We start from the raw sequence: 19,996 nt of genomic DNA, 5'->3' as shown, positions 1-19,996 counted from the left end.
AACGGTTGTGCAGTATCTCACTCGCGCAAGCGTCTGACACTCATCAGGGCAAGTGACTTGCCGAAAACGAACGCTTCCCAGCGTGTGACCAGCACCACATACAGCCGCGCCGAGGCCCGCACGGCATGGCTCCAGGCAGCGTCACGGCCTGGGCAGATCGCTAACCAATTGAAGAAAAAGCAGTTTTTTCAGATGATTGCTTGACAGGCTGGCGTTCCTCTGTAGAATGCCGCCACACAGACGCGGGATGGAGCAGTCTGGTAGCTCGTCGGGCTCATAACCCGAAGGTCGTCGGTTCAAATCCGGCTCCCGCAACCAAACATCGAAAAAGGCTACTCGAAAGAGTGGCCTTTTTTGTGCGCGTCCGTTTTTTCAGACGGCGCATCGACCCTTTTTCATTCATAAAACTGAAACACCCTCGACGGATGATGGCGACCTGCCCTGCCGAGCCGTCGAGATAAAAGCCTTGTCCGATCGCCACTTAGGCTCGCCATCTGCGCAAACGCGGTTATTTTGTCGATCCTTGGCATTAAAGGTTGACACTTTATCGTTCGACTGTAGAATGCCGCCTCACAGACGCGGGATGGAGCAGCCTGGTAGCTCGTCGGGCTCATAACCCGAAGGTCGTCGGTTCAAATCCGGCTCCCGCAACCAAGCGTCTAAAAAAGGCTACTCGAAAGAGTGGCCTTTTTTTTGCCCTGACGAAAGGGGCCCGAACAGCGGGCGTAAATGTCTGTCACATTCCGAAGTCGAGAGCGGTCGTCCGCATCGCCTTGTTACTGTATGTTGCCGGGCGCGACAGTTTTGCGCCTCTCTGCCGATACGCTGGCCAGCAACTGAACCTAGACTGAACAGTCACCGAAACGTAACTGCCGTATTCGCTCGTTAGACGTTGAAGCGCTAACATCCTGAATTATTTTTTGCGTAGGGATTGGTAACTTGGCTGTATACCCCCATCCTGTCGCGCACGATCCAAGGAGTGATTGATGCGCGCCAACCCATCTGACACAAACGAAGCAGTTCCGGAGAGCCCGCCTGTGGCCCCCCCCAGCCGACTGCGCGTACGCGAGCTGGTGAGCAAGTACCGTCAACCCATCGGGCTCGCCGTCACGATCATCCTGTTCGCCCTCGCCCTGATCGCCTGCCGCCACATGCTGACAGAGCTGGACATCTATGCTCTGCAGGACTCTCTGCTCAGTGTTCCGCTGCCCTCGCTGGGCGGCGCTGTGCTGGCGACCATCATTGGTTTCACCATTCTGCTGGGCTATGAATGGTCGGCGAGTCGCTACGCCAATGTCGATCTGCCTGCCAAAAGTCTGGTGATGGGCGGCTTCTGCGCGTTCGCTATCGGCAATGCGGTCGGTCTGTCGATGCTGTCTGGCGGATCGGTCCGTTATCGTCTGTATTCGCGCTTGGGTCTGGGCGCGGGCGAAGTTGCCCACATGACCCTGTTTGCCAGCCTGTCGCTGGGCTGTGCCCTGCCGCCTCTGGCCGCGCTGGCAACATTGAGCGATCTGCCGGCCGCCTCGCTCGCATTGCACTTGTCGGTGCCGGTGCTGGCAACGGCGGCCGTCGCCGTGCTTGCGATCAGCCTGATTCTGGGCGTTGCCGTGTACCGACGGCGCCTGCCTGAACAAACCATTCCTCACAACCTGCTGGTCCGCGCGGGTCGTCGCACCCTGCGCCTGCCGGGCCTGCGCCTGACACTGATGCAGCTGGTGATCACGGCACTGGATGTCGCGGCAGCGGCTGCGGTGCTTTATCTGCTGTTGCCATCCGCCCCGCCGTTCGGCGCGTTCCTGCTGGTGTACCTGTTGGCGCTGGCCGCAGGCGTGCTCAGCCATGTACCCGGCGGTGTCGGGGTCTTCGAAGCCATTCTGCTGACCGCCTTCGCCGACGAACTGGGCGCCGCGCCACTGGCGGCCGCACTGTTGCTGTATCGCCTGATCTACGTCGTGCTGCCACTGTTGATCGCGTGCCTGGTCTTGCTGTTCAGCGAGGCCAAGCGTTTCCTTTTTGCCCGCCAGGCCATGCGCGTGGCATCCGGCCTGGGCGCGCCAATTCTGGCGCTGCTGGTCTTTCTATCTGGCGTGGTGCTGCTGTTTTCCGGCGCCACGCCGGAAATCGACACCCGCCTGGAAAGCCTCGGTTTTCTCATTCCCCACCGACTCATCGACGCCTCGCACTTCGGCGCCAGCCTGATCGGCGTGCTGTGCCTGTTGCTGGCTCAAGGCCTTCGTCGTCGGCTGTCCGCGGCATGGATGCTCACCACGATCCTGCTGTTTGTGGGTTCGATCCTGTCGATTCTCAAAGGCTTCGACTGGGAAGAAGCGAGTCTGCTGCTGCTGACCGCCTGCCTGCTGGCCATCTTCCGCCGTTCGTTCTACCGGCCGAGTCGTTTGCTGGAACTACCGTTCTCGCCGCTGTATCTGGTCTCCAGCGTGTGTGTTCTGGGTGCATCGTTCTGGCTGTTGTTGTTCGCTTATCAGGACGTTCCCTACAGCCATCAGTTGTGGTGGCAGTTCACCCTCGACGCCGATGCCCCGCGCGGTCTGCGCTCGGCGCTGGGCAGTGCCGTACTGCTGGTGATCGTCTCGCTGACCTGGCTGCTGCGCACAGCGCGTCCGCAGATTGTGCTGCCTGACGAAACCCAGCTGGCCAAGGCCGCAGAGATCATCAAAGCCTCCAGCCAGCCGGATGGCGGGTTGGTGCTGACCGGCGACAAGGCCGTGCTGATGCACCCGGATGGCAACGCGTTCCTGATGTACGCCCATCGCGGCCGAAGCCTGGTGGCGCTGTATGATCCGATCGGCCCGACGCAACAACGGGCCGAGCTGATCTGGCAATTCCGCGACCTGTGCGACGTTCACCACGCGCGTCCGGTGTTCTACCAGGTGCGTGCCGAGAACCTGCCCTTCTACATGGACATTGGCCTGACCGCCATCAAGCTCGGTGAAGAGGCGCGGGTCGATCTGCACAAGTTCGACATCGACGCCAAAGGCAAGGAAATGAAGGACCTGCGTTACACCTGGAACCGGGGTGGACGCGACGGTCTGTCGCTGGAAATCTACGAAGTTGGCCAAGCGCCGATGGATGAGTTGAAAGTGATTTCCGATGCCTGGCTGACCGGCAAGAACGTGCGCGAGAAAGGCTTTTCCCTCGGCCGCTTCAGCCTGGATTACCTCAAGCATTTCCGGATCGCCATCATCCACTTCGAAGGCAAACCGGTGGCGTTCGCCAACTTGCTGGAGACGTCGCGCAACGATCTGGCGAGCCTGGATCTGATGCGCTCGCACCCGGATGCGCCGAAGCTGACCATGGAATTCATGATGGTCGGCCTGATTCTGCATTACAAAAAGGAAGGCTATGCGCGCTTCAGCCTCGGCATGGTGCCGTTGTCTGGCCTGCAGCCGCGCCGTGGCGCGCCGTTGACCCAGCGTCTGGGTTCGATGGTGTTCAGTCGCGGCGAGCAGCTCTACAACTTCCAGGGACTGCGTCGCTTCAAAGACAAATTCCAGCCTGACTGGGAACCCCGTTATATGGCCGTGCCCGCAGGACTCGATCCGCTGGTGGCACTGGCAGACACCGCCGCTCTGATTGCAGGCGGCCTGACTGGATTGGTGAAACGCTGATGATTCAACGCTACTGGCGCTTTTTGCTCGCTGCCCTGGTCATTCTGGTAGTGGCACTGGGTTTCTGGCTGTGGAACCGCCCCGCCGCACAACCGACACTGGAACGCCTCACGCTGGACGATGGCTCGGCGCTGCTGCGCGCAACGCCGTCTACCAAGGTCAAGACTCGCGTGGCACTGGCCGTGACCACTGAAGATGCACTGACCGAGAAGCAGGTTCTCGCGCTGAGCTATGATGCCTCTGCGCAGGTCATTCAGGTGGTGCTGCCCAAAGACGACTGCCAGTTGCAGGAGAAATCCTTCAACGCCGCGCTGCAGAAGCTCGATGGCACGCCGGATATCGTCGCCGGGATCAGCGCCGGTGGCTCGGTCGCCTGGGACTGGCTCGCCCATCAGAGCAACGACAAGGCCCAGGCGATCTCGGTCAATTTCGTCCTCAATCAGCCGGATTGCAAGGTCCCGGCGCCGAAGGCCGCGGCGCATGGCAAATGGACGGTGGCGTGGAACGACGGTCCGGACGACGAAACGGCGGTGTTCGTGCGTGACACCCCCAACGCCGAAACCAAGATCAGCGACTACGACATCAAGTACCCGCAGATCCTGAACACCGAAGTGCGTCATCTGCTGATCGCCGACGACGCCAACGGCGGCCTGAATATTCCGGTGGTGGAAGTGCCTTCGAGTCAGCCTTCGGACACTGTCACCCTGTTCCTTTCCGGCGACGGCGGCTGGCGCGATCTGGACAAGGACGTGGCAGGCGACATGGCGAAATCCGGCGGTTACCCGGTGGTCGGCATCGACACGCTGCGCTACTACTGGGAACACAAATCGCCGGAACAGACCGCAACCGACCTCAGCGAGCTGATGGCGCATTACCGGCAGAAGTGGGGTGCCAAGCACTTTGTCCTCGCCGGCTACTCGTTCGGTGCTGACGTGCTGCCCGCGATTTACAACCGCCTGCCGGAAGACGATAAGGCGCGAGTCGACGGCATCATCCTGCTGGCATTCGCGCGCAGCGGCAGCTTTGAAATCGCCGTAGAAGGCTGGCTTGGCGCCTCCGGCAAAGAAGCCGCCACGGGCCCGGAAATGGCCAAACTGCCAGGTGACAAGGTGTTCTGCGTCTACGGCGTGGAAGAGAAAGACGAGAGCGGGTGCACCGAAGCCACCGCCCCTGGCCAGAAGCAGCAACTGCCCGGCGGCCATCACTTCGACGAGGACTACCCTGCCCTTGCCAAGCGTCTGATCGCGGTGATCGACAAGTGGAAAGGCAAGGAAGCAGCCACCGCAGAGTAAATCCAGGGCACAAAAAATCCCCGCACTCGCGAGACTGCGGGGATTTTTTTATTTCTGCCCGCCTCAAGCACTGCCCTTCCAATGCCGAAAAACGGATAGGCCACGAATCACATTCGCTTTTGGCCTTGCAAGAAATGATGGCAATATGCCTCTTCAGATTTGGAAGTAACGCCATCTGATCATTGACGTGGGGTCAACTCGGGTGTCGTTCGCGCAGGAACAGGGAACGTATGATTTCTATCCAGGTAGGTGGTGTAGACAAGACAGCAGAGATCAGCAAGTGGTCAATCTGGAGTGATACGCACGAAGGTCTTCAACTGAAGTGCTCGTATCTCAAAGACGGAAAGGCTACCCACTCACTCAGCGACTGTGTCATCTCTCCCTCTCGAAAACTCGGCGAGATGCTGCTGACCAAGCCTGGCAGCGCCATCGTGACGCCTGTCGCCAAGGCGACGATCTATGGCGAGCGATATGCCGTCGTGTTTTACCCAGGCTCCGACAAGCCCTACGTCTTGAAGATGGATGGGATTGTCTTCAGCGAACCTGCGGCTCTGAAAGACGCGCCGGTCTTTCATTATTTCGCAACGGTGGCCCAGACCCGCCAGGAACGCGCGGACTCCGAGAGTGATCGTGAGATCGCCGCCAATGTCGTGCGCCAAATGGAAAGGTTGCCCCCCAGCTCCGATACTGCCTTGCATGCTTACTGCACCGGACGTAACAGAGCGCTGACTCCCGGCAAAAGCTTGATCTATCCGTTCGGCCTTAACGAGAGCCAGCTGATCGCCGTTGAGCAAGCGTTCAGCGCGCAGATCAGCGTGGTGGAGGGCCCACCGGGGACCGGGAAAACTCAGACCATTTTGAATATTATCGCCAACATCCTTTTGCGCGGACAAACCGTGGCAGTGCTGTCCAACAATAATGCGGCCGTCGAAAACGTTTACGAGAAGCTGGAGAAATGCAGCCTGGGCCATCTGGTCGCCAAACTGGGTAACGAGGACAACCGCAAGGAGTTCTTCGCTGATCTGCCATCCTGGCCTTCGAGCGACTCCGAAACGGCGCCAACCCTTGATGATATCCAGTCTTTGCTGGCCCGCTTGAAGCAGCATCTACATGACCACAACCGAGCGGCGCAATTACAGACCGAGATCGATGAGTTGAGCGTCGAGCGGCGCTATCTGCAGCGGTGGCAAGAACAAAGCGGCGTACCCTCCCATGTCCCGCTGGATAAATACGGACTTTCCCCGCGTAAGACAGCGGACCTGATGGCTTACCTGACCTATCTCGGCGAACAACGCATCGGCCTACGAGACCGTATCGAGCTGCTGTTCAACTTCAGAATTTTTCGCGCCAAGCCATTTGCCGAGGGCGATGAACGTCTTTCGGTCTTCAACGCGCTGCAAATGCACTACTACGACAAAGCGCTCCGAGATAAGGAAGCGGACCTGGAGGCGTGCCGCGAGTCGCTGGCGAGCGGGAATTTCTCTGCACTGCTTGAGCAGCTGACATCAGCGTCGATGCGCCACTTGAAGCAACATCTGCAAGCGTTGCCTCGCCCGACGGAGGCTTTCGATACCAAGACGTATCGCAAACAGTTCGATGCCTTCATGCGCCGGTTCCCGATACTGGGCAGCGGCACACATTCCATCGTTAATTCGATCGCCCCGGGGGCGATACTCGATTACGTGATCATCGATGAGGCATCGTTGCAAGACATAGTGCCGGGCATCCTGGCGCTGGGTTGCGCGAAAAATCTGATCGTAGTCGGCGATAGCCGCCAGCTGGCGCACATTCCTGTGAAGCTGGGCCTGCAAGCACCCACCGACGCTTACGATTGCGAGCGGTACAGCCTGCTCGATTCGTGCATTGGCGTTTTCAAGGATGCCTTGCCCAGAACCTTGCTCAAAGAGCATTACCGTTGTCACCCCAGAATCATCCAGTTCTGCAACCAGCAGTTCTACGACAACGCCCTGGTGCCGATGACCAAGGACAATGGCGAAGAGCCTCTGCGGCTGGTGGTGACCTCCAAGGGTAACCACACCCGCCAGAACAGCAATCTTCGGGAACTGGACTCCTTGCTCAAAGTACTCGACGACGAAGGCGAGCCTGTCGGCATGGACGGCGACGGACGTGGCTTCATCGCCCCGTTCCGGGCGCAGGTCAACCTCTCTGGCAAGCATCTGCCTGAGGACTTCGTCAAGGACACCGTGCATAAGTTTCAGGGCCGGGAATGCGCTGAGATCGTCTTTTCCACGGTGCTGGACAAGAAGCGCTATAACCAGGAACTCAAACGGCTGAACTTCGTAGATGACCCGCGCATGATCAATGTGGCGGTGTCTCGAGCCAAGCATCGCTTCACCCTGGTGACGGGCGATGAGGTGTTCACCGAAAACAATGGCCACATTGCAGCTTTGATGCGCTACGTCACGTATTACGCGCCGGACGACCAGATCGTGCGGGCGCCCGTGGTGTCAGCCTTCGACCTGCTGTACCGCGAATACGATCAATCATTGGCGCGCCTCAATGCCCGGTTGCGGCCAGAGGACTCACGCTACAAGTCCGAACAGATCGTGGCGCAGCTGCTTCGAGACGCTCTATCAGCCCCATCGTGCCAGGCATTGATGTGCCATGACCAAGTCAAGCTGGATAAGGTTGCATCGCCGACCAACCCGGACTTAACCCCGCGTGAACGGACGTTCATGGCGCGCTCCACTTGCGACTTCGTACTGTATTTCAAGGTGGGCAAGACACCGGTGGGGGTCATTGAGGTCGATGGTGGGTCACATGATCGGCCCGATCAGGCGGCACGTGACGCCTTGAAGAACGCCATTCTGGCGAAGGAATTCCCATTTTGCGCCTGCGAACTGTCGAAGGCCGCATTGAGGAAAGGATTGCCGAGTTCATCGCCCAGTGGACTAGCCCGGCCAGCGCTGACTGAAGCCCGGTCATAAAAAAATCCCCGCACTCGTGAGACTTCGGGGATTTTTTGTTTCAGGCCTGGCGCTTCCAAGGCAGATCACCCAACCCTCTGTAGCAGTCCGGCTTGCCGGCGGTGGCGTCCGTAAGAACGCTACCGCCGGCAAGCCGTGCTGCTACAGGGACAGTGTTCGCGCCGGGTTTATCAGGCTGGCTTGCAGCTCACATCTCCACCTGCGTCCCCAACTCGATCACGCGGTTGTACGGCAGCTTGAAGAAGCGCAGGTTGCCATTGGCGTTTTTCAGCATGAAGGCGAACAGCCCTTCGCGCCAGCGCGCCATCCCGGCCAGTTTGGTCGAGACCACGGTTTCGCGGCTGAGGAAGTAGGTGGTGCGCATCGGGCTGAAATCCAGATCAGGCAGATGGCATAGCTTCAGCGCGGCCGGGACGTCCGGCTCATCGATGAAACCGAAGTGCAGAATCACCCGGAAGAACCCTTCGCCGTAGGACTCGACCTCGAAACGCTGGGCGGCCGGAACACGCGGGGTGTCCTCATACACCACCGTCAGCAACACCACCTGCTCGTGCAGCACCTGGTTGTGCAGCATGTTGTGCAACAGCGCGTGGGGCACGGCGTCAGGTCGCGCGGTCAGGAACACCGCAGTGCCTTGCACACGATGGGGCGGCTGCACGCGAATACTGCTGATGAAGATCGGCAACGGCAGCCCTCCCTCATCGATACGATCCACGAGCAACTGCTTGCCGCGCTTCCAGGTGGTCATGAGAATGAACAGGGCGATGCCGGCGAGGAACGGGAAGGCTCCGCCCTGTACGACTTTCGGCACGTTGGCTGCGAAGAACATGCCGTCCACGAACAGGCAGCCCAGCAGAATCGGGATTGCCACCAGCGGCGGCCATTTCCACGCCAACAGCATGACCGAGGACACCAGAATCGTCGTGCAGAGCATCGTGCCGGTCACCGCCACGCCGTAGGCCGACGCCAGCGCGCCGGATGACTCGAAGCCCAGCACCAGTAGAATCACACCGACCATCAAGGACCAGTTCACTGCGCCAATGTAGATCTGGCCTTGTGCATCACTGGACGTGTGCTGAATGTACATGCGCGGGATGTAACCCAGCTGGATCGCCTGCAGGGTCATCGAAAACGCGCCGGAAATCACCGCCTGAGAAGCGATAATGGTCGCCAGCGTCGACAGCCCGATCAGCGGCAGCAGGGCCCAGCCCGGCGCCAGCAGATAGAACGGGTTGCGCACCGCTTCGGGGTTCTCGATGACCAGTGCGCCCTGGCCGAAATAATTGAGCACCAGTGCCGGCAGGACCAGCCCGAACCAGGCGCGGGAAATCGGCTTGCGACCGAAGTGCCCCATGTCGGCATACAGCGCCTCGGCGCCCGTCAGCGCCAGCACCACGGCACCCAGCACAGCGACGCCGATGCCCGGATGATCAATGAAAAAGCGCAGCGCCCAGACCGGATTGACCGCGTGCAGCACTTCCGGTTGTTGGATGATCCCGTGAATACCCAGTGCGCCCAGCGTGACGAACCACAGCACCATGATCGGGCCGAACATCACGCCGATACGCGCCGTGCCATGACGCTGGATCAGAAACAGCGCCACCAGCACGATCAGGGCAATCGGCACCACCCAGTGGTCCAGGCCATCAAACGCCAGCTCCATGCCCTCGACCGCCGAGAGCACCGAAATCGCCGGGGTGATCATGCTGTCGCCATAAAACAAGGCCGCGCCGAACAGGCCGAATACAATCATGGTCGCCTGTAACCTGGGAAAACGTGCCGAGGCCCGGCGTGCCAGCGCCGTCAGGGCCATGATGCCGCCCTCGCCGTCGTTGTCGGCGCGCAACACCAGTGCCATGTATTTGAAGGACACGACCCAGATCAACGCCCAGAAGATCAGCGACAGGATACCCAATACCGCGTCGTGGCCGGCCTGCACGCCGTAACCGCCGACAAAGACTTCCTTGATCGTGTAGAGCGGGCTGGTGCCGATGTCGCCGTACGCCACCCCCACCGCTCCCACCAACAGACTCAATGGTTTCGCTGAATGCTGCCTGGCTTCTGCCTGACTCGTTGCGTGACCCATTTACCACTCCTGAAACCATGACTCGAGCACCGCGACACGGCGCTGTGAGATTGACCTGCGCCGTACGGGTAAATTCCGATGCACCCGGCCGACGCGGGCCGCCGGGTTCAAGGCGCGAAGCATAGCGCAGCACTCGTCGTAATTCTCGGTTTAAGACTGGTCAATCGATCGACTCATCGATAGAATTGCGCACTTTTTGATCAGAGGCGCGCCAAGCGCCCAGTCAATGCCTCGGCCAGTCGCCCAGGCATACCTACGCCGAGGTTAGTCAATGTCCACCGTCATCACGCCTGCCGCCCCCAAGGTCGGGTTCGTTTCTCTGGGTTGCCCCAAGGCGCTCGTCGATTCGGAGCGCATCCTCACTCAGCTGCGCATGGAAGGCTATCAGGTCGTCCCGACCTACGAAGATGCCGACGTCGTGGTGGTCAACACCTGCGGTTTCATCGACAGCGCCAAGGCCGAATCGCTGGACACCATCGGTGAAGCGATCGCCGAAAACGGCAAGGTTATCGTGACGGGCTGCATGGGCGTGGATGAAAGCGTCATTCGCAACGTACACCCCAGCGTGCTCGCCGTGACCGGTCCGCAGCAGTACGAGCAAGTGGTCAACGCCGTTCACGATGCCGCGCCGCCCAAGCTCGATCACAACCCGCTGATCGATCTGGTGCCGCCGCAAGGCGTCAAGCTGACCCCGCGTCACTACGCATACCTGAAGATTTCCGAAGGCTGCAACCACAGTTGCAGCTTCTGCATCATCCCGTCCATGCGCGGCAAACTGGTCAGCCGTCCGGTGGGTGATGTGCTCGACGAAGCGCAGCGTCTGGTCAAGGCCGGCGTCAAAGAGCTGCTGGTGATTTCGCAGGACACCAGCGCCTACGGCGTCGACGTCAAATACCGCACCGGTTTCTGGAACGGCCAGCCGGTCAAGACCCGCATGACCGAGCTCTGCGTGGCCCTGAGCTCGCTGGGCGTCTGGGTGCGCATGCACTACGTCTATCCATACCCGCATGTGGACGAGATCATCCCGCTGATGGCCGAAGGGAAAATCCTGCCGTACCTGGATATCCCGTTCCAGCACGCCAGCCCCAAGATTCTGAAACTGATGAAGCGTCCGGCCTTCGAGGACAAGACCCTGGCGCGCATCAAGAAATGGCGCGAGCAGTGCCCGGACCTGATCATCCGCTCCACGTTCATCGTGGGCTTCCCGGGCGAGACCGAAGAGGACTTCCAATACCTGCTGGACTGGCTGACCGAGGCGCAGCTCGATCGCGTCGGCTGCTTCCAGTACTCGCCGGTCGAGGGTGCGTCAGCCAACCTGCTGGACGCTGCGATTGTGCCCGACGACATCAAACAGGATCGTTGGGATCGCTTCATGGCGCACCAGCAGGCCATCAGCGCCGCGCGCCTGCAAATGAAGATCGGCAAGGAAATCGAAGTCCTGATCGATGAAGTGGACGAACAGGGCTTCGTTGGCCGTTCGTTCTTCGACGCGCCGGAAATCGACGGCAACGTCTTCGTGGAAAGCGACCGCGACCTCAAGCCGGGCGACAAGATCCTGTGCCGCGTGGTCGACGCAGACGAGTACGACCTGTGGGCCGAGCCTGTCTGAAACCTCCTCGGACTGCACGCTGAAAAACCCCGCCCTTTTCGAACGGCGGGGTTTGTTTTTTCTGGCTATCGTCATCACATTACCGATCGTCATCGTCAGAAGGAGACGCGGCAACATGACCCATCACTCGGTCATCTACCTGCCCAAGCAAAAGGATTACGAGGAGCTCACCCAGGTCTGGGAAGCCTCGGTTCGCGCGACCCATGATTTCCTGCCGGACGACTACATCAAGCTGCTGCGCAATCTGCTGCTGACCCAATACCTGGGCGCCGTGAATCTGTTCTGCACGCGTGACTCGCACCTGCGTATCACCGGGTTCGGCGGCACGACGCCGGGCAAACTGGAAATGCTCTTCATTGCCCCCGACTACCGCGGCATGGGGCTGGGCAAGAAACTGCTGGACTACGCCATCGAGCATTTTCAGGTGACTGAGCTGGACGTGAACGAACAGAATCCGCAGGCGCTGGGCTTCTATGAGAAGCAGGGATTCGAGGTGGTCGGAAGGTCGAAAGTGGACGGGCTTGGCAGGCCGTATCCGATGCTGCGGATGCGGATCAGGTCAGTGCGTTAAGGCTTTACGCAACCCATGTAGGCGTGAGCCAACTGTCTTTACGCCCCCGTGATCGGCTGCGCGGCAGGTGTAAACCAAAGGCGGCAATACGCCTGACACACAGCATTCACCGATTTTGCTGCCGGTTCCCGGCAGATCGCGGGCAAGCGACGCTCCTACAGAATTTGTGTCCGGGAGGAGAATCGGGAATGCCCCGAGATCCCTGTGGGAGTGAGCTTGCTCACGATGGCGGTGGGTCAGTCACTTTATCGGTATCAGACATGCCGCCATCGCGAGCAAGCTCACTCCTACACAAAAGATGCTGCCTGCAAGATGGGCGTTGCGTTAACCCTTCAAGCTCTCCAGCAGTACTTTATTGAACTGCTGCGGGTCCTGGATCTGTGGGGCATGGCCCAGTCCGGCGAACTCGATCAACGTCGCGTTCGGAATGCGTCGGGCCACCGCCTTGCCCAGCTCGGGGTAGTTGCCCAACGTCTTGCGCAGCGCTTCGGGCGCAGCGTCCTTGGCGATGGCGGTGTTGTCCTTCTGCCCGATGAACAGCACCGTCGGCATTTTCAGCTTTTCGAAATCGTAGAACACAGGCTGATTGAAGATCATCCCGTAAGTCTGCGCAGACGCCCGAGCCACCTCCTCCTTGCCCTTGCCGTTGAACATTCCGGCCTGCATGTCGACCCAATGATCGAACTCCGGCCGCCACTCGTTGGCGTAATAGGTTGATTGCTGATACTTGCGAATGCTTTCGGCACTGGTTTTCAGCTCACGGGCGTACCAATCATCAAAGCTGCGGTCCGGCACGCCTTTGGCCTTCCAGTCCTCAAGCCCGATGGGGTTGACCAGCAGCAACTGATCGACCTGTTGCGGATACATCAGGGCAAACCGCGTTGCCAGCATGCCGCCCATCGAATGGCCGACGACCGTGACGTGATCGATACCCAGATGGGTCAGCAGCGCTTTGGTGTTCTGCGCCAGCTGCTCGAAGGAATAGGTGTAATCGGCCGGCTTGCTCGAACGGCAGAAACCGATCTGATCCGGCGCCACCACGCGATAGCCCGCCGCGGTCAGCGCTTTGATGCTGCCTTCCCACGTGGCGCCGCAGAAATTCTTGCCATGCAACAGCACCACGCTCCGACCGTTGGGCGTGCCGCTCGGCTTGACGTCCATGTACCCCATCTGCACGTGCGCGCCCTGGGAATCGAAGCTGAAGTTCTGCGCCGGGAACGGGTACTCGAACCCTTCCAGCTGCGGGCCATAGGATGGCGTCGGTGCCGCCAGCAACGGCAAGCTGACACTCATCAGCAACGCGGGTAACCATTTGGTCATGAACAAGCTCCAGGCAAAGGGACGGTTCAAGAGCAGACCTACGTCACTCTCGGAAAAATCCTTCGCATGGAGTCTGAATGAACGCGCATTTTCAATGTTGCCGCGATTAACGGTGCTTGCACGGGTACAATAGGCACCTTTCCCTTCTGTTACGGCTTTTCTCATGACTGACCCCATTCGCCTTTCCAAACGCCTTATCGAGCTGGTCGGCTGCTCTCGTCGCGAAGCCGAGCTGTTCATCGAAGGCGGCTGGGTCACGGTAGACGGCGTTGTCGTCGACGAGCCGCAGTTCAAGGTCGAGGATCAGGTCGTCGCGCTGAGCCCCGACGCGAAAGCCGTCACGCCCGAAGCGGTGACCATCCTGTTCAACGTTCCGGCAGGCATGACCCCAGACAAAGCGCTCGCGCTGGTCCGCCCCGACACGTTGTCCGCCGAGCACAGCGTCGGTCGGCGTCCGCTCAAGGGACACTTCCTGCGCCTGGAAGCAATTTCCACGCTTCAGGCCAACGCCAGCGGGCTGATGGTGTTCAGCCAGGACTGCAAAATCCTGCGCAAACTGACCGATGACCGTAGCAAGATCGAGCAGGAATATGTGGTCGAGATTTCCGGCGAAATGGTCGCTCACGGCCTTAACCGTCTGAACCACGGGCTGATGTACAAAGGCAAGGAACTGCCGAAGGTCAAGGCGAGCTGGCAGAACGAAAACCGACTGCGCTTTGCCATGAAGAACCCGCAACCGGGCGTCATTGCCCAACTCTGCGAAGCCGTCGGCCTGAAAGTCGTGGCGATTCGCCGTATCCGGGTGGGCGGCGTGTCCATCGGCAAAGTTCCCGAAGGCCAGTGGCGCTACATGACCGACAAGGAAAAGTTTTAACCCCTTCTTCTCAGCGCCGCGCGGACAGCCGCGCGCGCTCACACCGATTGATCAGGAACACGCACCATGATGAACAACGATGTACTGCGTAGCATTCGCTACATGCTTGATATCAATGACGCCAAAGTGGTGGACATCATCAAGCTCGGCGGTTTTGAGGTCACGAAAAACCAGGTCGTGGCGTTCATGAAGAAGGACGAGGAAGAAGGCTTCGAGCCCTGCAGTGACGAGGTCATGGCCCATTTCCTCGACGGTCTGGTGTTCTTCAAGCGTGGCAAGGACGAAAGCCGTCCGCAATTGCCGATCGAGCTGCCGATGACCAACAACATCGTTCTGAAAAAGCTGCGCGTGGCCTTCGAGCTCAAGGAAGACGACATGCACGCGATCCTCAAGGCGGCAGAGTTTCCGGTGTCCAAACCCGAGCTGAGCGCCCTGTTCCGCAAGGCTGGGCACAACAACTACCGCCCGTGCGGCGACCAGTTGCTGCGTAACTTCCTGCGCGGCCTGACGCTGCGGGTCCGCGGTTGAGCCCTGGCGGACGTTCCATGAGCCTGCCGGCATGACTCAGTCCTACAACGTCTCGCCCATCGGCTTCGTGCGCTCCTGCTTCAAGGAAAAGTTCGCCATCCCGCGCCAGCCGCAACTCGCGCCTGCCGCCCGTGGCGTACTGGAACTGGTCGCGCCCTTCGATCAGGGCGATGCGGTGCAAGGGCTGGAACAGGTTAGCCACGTCTGGCTGCTGTTTCTGTTTCATCAGGCGCTGGAGGACAAACCCCGGCTGAAGGTGCGACCCCCTCGCCTGGGTGGCAATCAGTCGATGGGCGTGTTCGCGACCCGTGCGACTCATCGTCCGAACGGCATCGGCCAGTCGGTCGTCCGGCTGGAGAAAGTCGAAGCGGGCCGTCTGTGGCTTTCTGGCATTGATCTGCTGGACGGCACGCCCGTCCTGGACGTCAAGCCCTACGTGCCTTACGCCGATGTCATTGCCGACGCCCGGAACGGCATGGCGGCGGCCGCGCCGGATCCGATCCCCGTGCAGTGGGACGACACCGCCCTGCTTCAGGCACGCGAGCATGCGTCGCGTCTCGGCGAGCCGCTGGTGGAGCTTATCGAACAATGCCTGGCTCAGGACCCACGCCCGGCGTATCAGACGCCTGTGCCGGAGCGTCGATACGGTGCGCAGTTCTGGGATCTGGACGTGCGCTGGCATTATCCGCAGCCGGGGCTGATTCGGGTGCTGGAGGTCGTTCCCGCGTCTGCCTGACCCTCTGCGCGACACCCGACCTGCCTGCAACCCGACAATCGCCCACAAAAAAACCGCCTGGTCCGTGACCTCCAGGCGGTTTTTTTGTCAGACACCAACCTCAGTGTCCGCACTGACGTCTTCGCGAGCAATCTCGCTCCCACTACAGGCTTCGGGTGAAGCCAGAATGTTCAGCCACCTGCGAACCCTGTGGGACCGAGCGTACTCGGGAAGGGGCCACGTTTAACGCTGAACATCTTCAGTCAGAACAATCTTCCGCGGGCACCAGGGCCCGCAGAATCAGATTCACTTCTCGACGAATGCGCGCTCGATCAGGTAGTCACCCGGCTCGCGCATGCGTGGCGAAACGGTCAGACCGAAGCTGTTCAGCACTTCGCTGGTTTCGTCGAGCATGCTCGGGCTGCCGCACAGCATGGCACGGTCGTCCTGCGGGTTGATCGGTGGCAGACCGATGTCGCTGAACAGCTTGCCGCTGCGCATCAGATCAGTCAGGCGGCCTTCATTTTCGAAAGGCTCGCGGGTGACGGTCGGGTAATAGATCAGCTTGTCTCGCAGCGCCTCGCCGAAGAATTCGTTCTGCGGCAGGTGCTCGGTGATGAACTCGCGGTAGGCAACTTCGTTCACGTAACGCACACCGTGGCACAGAATGACTTTCTCGAAACGCTCGTAGGTCTCAGGGTCCTGGATGACGCTCATGAACGGCGCCAGACCGGTACCGGTGCTGAGCAGGTACAGATGCTTGCCCGGCTTGAGGTCATCGAGGACCAGCGTGCCCGTCGGCTTTTTGCTGATGATGATCTCGTCGCCTTCCTTCAGGTGTTGCAGCTGCGAGGTCAGCGGGCCGTCGGGCACCTTGATGCTGAAGAACTCCAGATGCTCTTCCCAGTTCGGGCTGGCGATGGAATATGCGCGCATGAGCGGGCGCCCGTTTGGCTGCTGCAGACCGATCATGACGAACTGACCGTTCTCGAAGCGCAGACCTGGATCACGGGTGCACTTGAAACTGAAGAGGGTGTCGTTCCAGTGATGAACGCTGAGGACACGCTCGTGATTCATGTTGCTCATGGTACGTAGGAACTCCTGAATATTTGCTTGCGCCAGTCAAAGCGCCATTGCGCGATATTCTAGTGGCAGACACAATATCTGTTAACTGAATTATCAAGATATGGGTTATCGGTTATATAGATATGCGATTTACTCTCCGCCAGCTGCAAGTGTTCGTCGCCGTGGCCCAGCAGGAAAGCGTTTCCCGCGCCGCCGTGCAGCTGTCCTTATCGCAGTCTGCGGCCAGCACCTCCATCACCGAACTGGAGCGCCAGTCCAGCTGCCAGTTGTTCGACCGGGCCGGCAAACGACTGAGCCTGAACGCGACGGGGCGACAGTTACTGCCGCAGGCGGTGGCCCTTCTCGATCAGGCCAAGGAGATCGAAGACCTGCTCAACGGCAAATCCGGCTTCGGCTCGCTGGCCGTCGGCGCAACACTCACGATCGGCAATTATCTGGCCACGCTGCTGATCGGCAGCTTCATGCAGCGTCATCCCGAAAGCCACGTGAAACTGCATGTGCAGAACACCGCCAATATCGTGCAGCAGGTCGCCCATTACGAGATTGATCTGGGGCTGATCGAAGGTGATTGCAGCCATCCCGACATCGAAGTGCAGACGTGGGTGGAAGACGAACTGGTGGTCTTCTGCGCACCACAGCATCCACTCGCCCGCCGTGGTCAGGCCACACTCGAGGAGCTGACCCGGGAAGCCTGGATTTTGCGCGAGCAAGGATCGGGGACGCGCCTGACCTTCGATCAAGCCATGCGTCATCACTTGAACAACCTGAACGTACGGCTGGAGCTGGAACACACCGAGGCCATCAAACGCGCGGTTGAGTCCGGGCTGGGCATTGGCTGCATTTCACGCCTAGCGCTGCGTGATGCGTTTCGTCGTGGCAGTCTGGTTGCGGTGGAGACACCGGAGCTGGACCTGGTGCGCCAGTTTTATTTCATCTGGCACAAGCAGAAATATCAGACATCGGCTATCCGCGAATTCCTCGACCTGTGCCGCTCGCTCACCGCCAACGTGCGTCGCAGCGATGAGATCGTGCTGCCCAATATCGCCTGACGCGCGCCCTGCAATGCGGACGCGCTGCAACAGCCAATGATGTTGTGAGGCGCGTGTCACCCCAGCAGAATCAAGCCCCATACCACTGCGATCATGCTCAACGCGACGAATTGTGCGGCACTGCCCATGTCTTTGGCATTCTTGGACAGCGGATGCCGCTCAAGGGAAATCCGGTCGATGGCCGCTTCAATGGCCGAGTTCAACAACTCGACGATCAACGCCAGCAGGCACACGGCGATCAAGATGGCGCGCTCGCCGCGACTCACATGAAACAGGAATGAAACCGGAATCAGAACGACGTTGAGCAGAACCAGTTGACGGAACGCTGCTTCGCCTTTGAAAGCCGCGGCCAGGCCGTCGAATGAATAACCGGATGCATTGAGGATACGTTTAAGGCCGGTCTGGCCTTTGAATGGCGACGTCATAAAGAAGCTACTGAGCAATGAAGAGCGTGGAGGCTAGTGCGGCGGCAGTCAAAAAAGTGTGAAGGACGGCCGCACCAGCCAGAAAATGATGGGCGAGTCAGTCAGTTGGCTGCGATGGACTCGAGTTGCTGCAGCAGCAACGCAGCCTGAGTTCGCGTACGCACGCCCAGTTTGCGGAAAATCGCCGTGACATGGGCCTTGATGGTGGCTTCGGAAACGCTCAATTCATAAGCAATCTGCTTGTTGAGCAAGCCTTCGCAGACCATCGTCAGCACCCGGAACTGCTGCGGCGTAAGGCTGGCAAGGCCTTCGCTGGCCGCCTTTGCTTCGGCTGAAACGCTGACACTTTCATTCACCTGCGGCGGCCACCAGACATCACCGTCCAGGACCATGCGCACCGCTTTCTGAATGGTTTCGAGCGAGCTGGATTTGGGGATGAAACCGCTGGCGCCGAACTCGCGGGATTTGACCACGACCGCCGCTTCTTCCTGCGCCGACACCATCACCACCGGGACTTGCGGGTATTGTCCGCGCAGCAGCACCAGACCTGAGAACCCATACGCGCCGGGCATGTTCAGGTCGAGCAGAACCAGATCCCAGTCTGCCTTTTCAGTCAGACGCGCTTCCAGATCAGCAATGCTTTCAGCTTCCACCAGCCGGGCGTCAGGCCCCAGGCCCAGGCTCAATGCCTGATGCAGAGCGCTACGAAACAAAGGGTGGTCATCGGCGATCAGGATTTCGTAGGTCATTTAATGATCCTGTTTATGAGCGAGCGCCGACGGATTCAGCCCCCACGATGGCATCCGAAAATGCCGGCCTGTAAACGCTGCGCCAATGCGGCGCATCGACGTCAAAACCAGACAGAACACGGCGCTCCAGCATTCGCGCGGCGCCAAGGATGCCCAGCGAATCCGGGGTGGTCAAGCTTCGCGCTTTACGGCAAAGTCTGCGCCCTTGATTCCTGCGAGTGCCACCATGCGAAAACATGCCTTGCGAGCGGACCTGCTCATGCTCCTGACCGCGATGATCTGGGGCTCCGGATTCGTCGCGCAGACGGCGGGCATGGACCACATCGGGCCCTACCTGTTCTCAGGCCTGCGCTTCGCGCTGGGCTCCATCTGCCTGATGCCATTACTCCTTCGCCGCCCCGTCAGCGGCCCTTCCCCAGAGCCTCTGTTGACACGCGGCCTGCTGCAGGGCGGCGTGATCATGGGCCTTGCGCTGGCGCTTGGCATCAACCTGCAGCAGGTCGGCCTGCTCTTCACCAGCGTGACCAATTCGGGCTTCATCACCGGGCTGTATGTGATTGTAGTTCCGCTTTTGGGACTGTTGCTGGGCCACAAAACCGGGATGGGCACATGGCTCGGCTGCCTGTTGGCGGTGGTCGGGATGTTCCTGCTGAGCGTGGGCGACAACTTTCAAGTGGCGTCGGGTGACTGGCTGCAACTGATCGGCGCGTTCGTGTGGGGCGGTCACGTGATACTGGTCGGCATCTTCGCCAGCCGTCACGATCCCATCCGCCTTGCCTTCCTGCAGTTCGCCACCTGTTCGCTGGTGAGCCTGGTTCTGGCCGTGATTTTCGAACCCGTCTCGCTACAAGCCATCATCGGCGCAGCGCCGGCGTTGCTGTACGGCGGCGTGATTGCGGTGGGTATCGGTTACACCTTGCAGGTGGTGGCGCAGAAAGACGCCATTGCGTCCCATGCTGCGATCATTCTTTCGCTCGAAGCGGTGTTTGCAGCAATAGCGGGTGCCTGGATTCTGGGCGAGGCGTTGCAGCTGCGCGGTTACATTGGCTGTGCCTTGATGCTGGCGGGCATGCTGCTCGCACAACTGTGGCCGAGAAAGGCCATGGCTTGAG

At 59.9% G+C, this 19,996-nt stretch carries 14 protein-coding genes, 2 tRNA genes and 1 pseudogene; 12 read left to right on the top strand and 5 right to left on the bottom strand.

Annotated elements, in window-relative coordinates; translation table 11 throughout:
• Window positions 1-241 precede the first annotated feature (241 nt).
• The 5 genes and pseudogenes from BMZ10_RS14640 (at window position 242) to BMZ10_RS14620 (ending at window position 7,859) form a co-directional block, all read left to right on the top strand.
• A tRNA-Met gene (locus tag BMZ10_RS14640) sits at window positions 242-318 on the top strand.
• A 259-nt stretch (window positions 319-577) separates the two neighbouring features.
• Window positions 578-654, top strand: a tRNA-Met gene (locus BMZ10_RS14635).
• Between the two features lie 332 nt (window positions 655-986).
• A complete protein-coding gene (gene mprF / locus BMZ10_RS14630) occupies window positions 987-3,632 on the top strand; it encodes a bifunctional lysylphosphatidylglycerol flippase/synthetase MprF (RefSeq protein WP_093463455.1) in 2,646 nt (881 codons plus the stop codon).
• On the top strand, window positions 3,632-4,924 hold the full coding sequence (locus BMZ10_RS14625; protein WP_093463452.1) for an AcvB/VirJ family lysyl-phosphatidylglycerol hydrolase: 1,293 nt from the start codon (window positions 3,632-3,634) through the stop codon (window positions 4,922-4,924). Before mprF ends, BMZ10_RS14625 begins: the two co-directional genes overlap by 1 nt.
• Before the next feature lie 230 nt (window positions 4,925-5,154).
• Window positions 5,155-7,859 (top strand): annotated as a pseudogene (locus BMZ10_RS14620) (AAA domain-containing protein).
• Window positions 7,860-8,059: 200 nt separating this feature from the next.
• Here the strand turns inward: BMZ10_RS14620 and BMZ10_RS14615 are convergent.
• Window positions 8,060-9,958, bottom strand: coding sequence for a potassium transporter Kup (locus BMZ10_RS14615; protein WP_093463449.1), 1,899 nt, complete (start codon window positions 9,956-9,958; stop codon window positions 8,060-8,062).
• A gap of 271 nt (window positions 9,959-10,229) precedes the next feature.
• On the opposite strand from BMZ10_RS14615, the gene rimO reads away from it, so the two are divergent.
• Window positions 10,230-11,567: a 30S ribosomal protein S12 methylthiotransferase RimO gene (rimO, locus tag BMZ10_RS14610; protein WP_093463445.1), complete on the top strand. Its 1,338-nt coding sequence runs from the start codon at window positions 10,230-10,232 to the stop codon at window positions 11,565-11,567.
• A gap of 115 nt (window positions 11,568-11,682) precedes the next feature.
• Window positions 11,683-12,138, top strand: a complete 456-nt coding sequence (locus BMZ10_RS14605) for a GNAT family N-acetyltransferase (protein ID WP_093463442.1) — start codon at window positions 11,683-11,685, stop codon at window positions 12,136-12,138.
• 324 nt (window positions 12,139-12,462) lie between these two features.
• Here BMZ10_RS14605 and BMZ10_RS14600 read toward each other — a convergent pair whose 3' ends face one another.
• Window positions 12,463-13,458 (bottom strand): alpha/beta fold hydrolase, encoded by a 996-nt coding sequence (locus BMZ10_RS14600; protein ID WP_093463439.1) that lies wholly within the window; start codon window positions 13,456-13,458, stop codon window positions 12,463-12,465.
• Between the two features lie 163 nt (window positions 13,459-13,621).
• Here BMZ10_RS14600 and BMZ10_RS14595 point away from each other — a divergent pair, with 163 nt between their 5' ends.
• From BMZ10_RS14595 to tsaA, 3 genes are all read left to right on the top strand, one after another.
• Window positions 13,622-14,332 (top strand): rRNA pseudouridine synthase, encoded by a 711-nt coding sequence (locus tag BMZ10_RS14595; RefSeq protein ID WP_093463436.1) that lies wholly within the window; start codon window positions 13,622-13,624, stop codon window positions 14,330-14,332.
• A 66-nt stretch (window positions 14,333-14,398) separates the two neighbouring features.
• On the top strand, window positions 14,399-14,860 hold the full coding sequence (locus tag BMZ10_RS14590; RefSeq protein WP_093463434.1) for a YehS family protein: 462 nt from the start codon (window positions 14,399-14,401) through the stop codon (window positions 14,858-14,860).
• A gap of 31 nt (window positions 14,861-14,891) precedes the next feature.
• A complete protein-coding gene (tsaA, locus tag BMZ10_RS14585; RefSeq protein WP_093463431.1) occupies window positions 14,892-15,596 on the top strand; it encodes a tRNA (N6-threonylcarbamoyladenosine(37)-N6)-methyltransferase TrmO in 705 nt (234 codons plus the stop codon).
• 285 nt (window positions 15,597-15,881) lie between these two features.
• Here the strand turns inward: tsaA and fpr are convergent, their stop codons facing one another.
• On the bottom strand, window positions 15,882-16,661 hold the full coding sequence (fpr, locus tag BMZ10_RS14580) for a ferredoxin-NADP reductase (RefSeq protein ID WP_002554680.1): 780 nt from the start codon (window positions 16,659-16,661) through the stop codon (window positions 15,882-15,884).
• Window positions 16,662-16,783: 122 nt separating this feature from the next.
• On the opposite strand from fpr, the gene BMZ10_RS14575 reads away from it, so the two are divergent.
• Complete coding sequence (locus tag BMZ10_RS14575; protein ID WP_093463428.1) at window positions 16,784-17,710, top strand: LysR family transcriptional regulator; 927 nt, start codon at window positions 16,784-16,786, stop codon at window positions 17,708-17,710.
• Between the two features lie 56 nt (window positions 17,711-17,766).
• Here BMZ10_RS14575 and BMZ10_RS14570 read toward each other — a convergent pair whose 3' ends face one another.
• A complete protein-coding gene (locus tag BMZ10_RS14570) occupies window positions 17,767-18,135 on the bottom strand; it encodes a diacylglycerol kinase (RefSeq protein WP_093463426.1) in 369 nt (122 codons plus the stop codon).
• A 101-nt stretch (window positions 18,136-18,236) separates the two neighbouring features.
• Entirely contained in the window at window positions 18,237-18,884 is a 648-nt protein-coding gene (gene erdR / locus BMZ10_RS14565) for a response regulator transcription factor ErdR (protein ID WP_093463423.1), read from the bottom strand.
• Between the two features lie 226 nt (window positions 18,885-19,110).
• Between erdR and BMZ10_RS14560 the strand changes: the two genes are divergently transcribed.
• Window positions 19,111-19,995 carry a DMT family transporter gene (locus BMZ10_RS14560; protein WP_093464173.1) on the top strand — a complete coding sequence of 295 codons (885 nt, stop codon included), beginning with the start codon at window positions 19,111-19,113 and terminating at the stop codon, window positions 19,993-19,995.
• Window position 19,996: the final 1 nt, after the last annotated feature.

The sequence above is a fragment of the Pseudomonas sp. NFR16 genome (assembly GCF_900108875.1).
GTDB lineage: Bacteria > Pseudomonadota > Gammaproteobacteria > Pseudomonadales > Pseudomonadaceae > Aquipseudomonas.
This window is presented reverse-complemented; position numbering and strand designations above follow the sequence as displayed.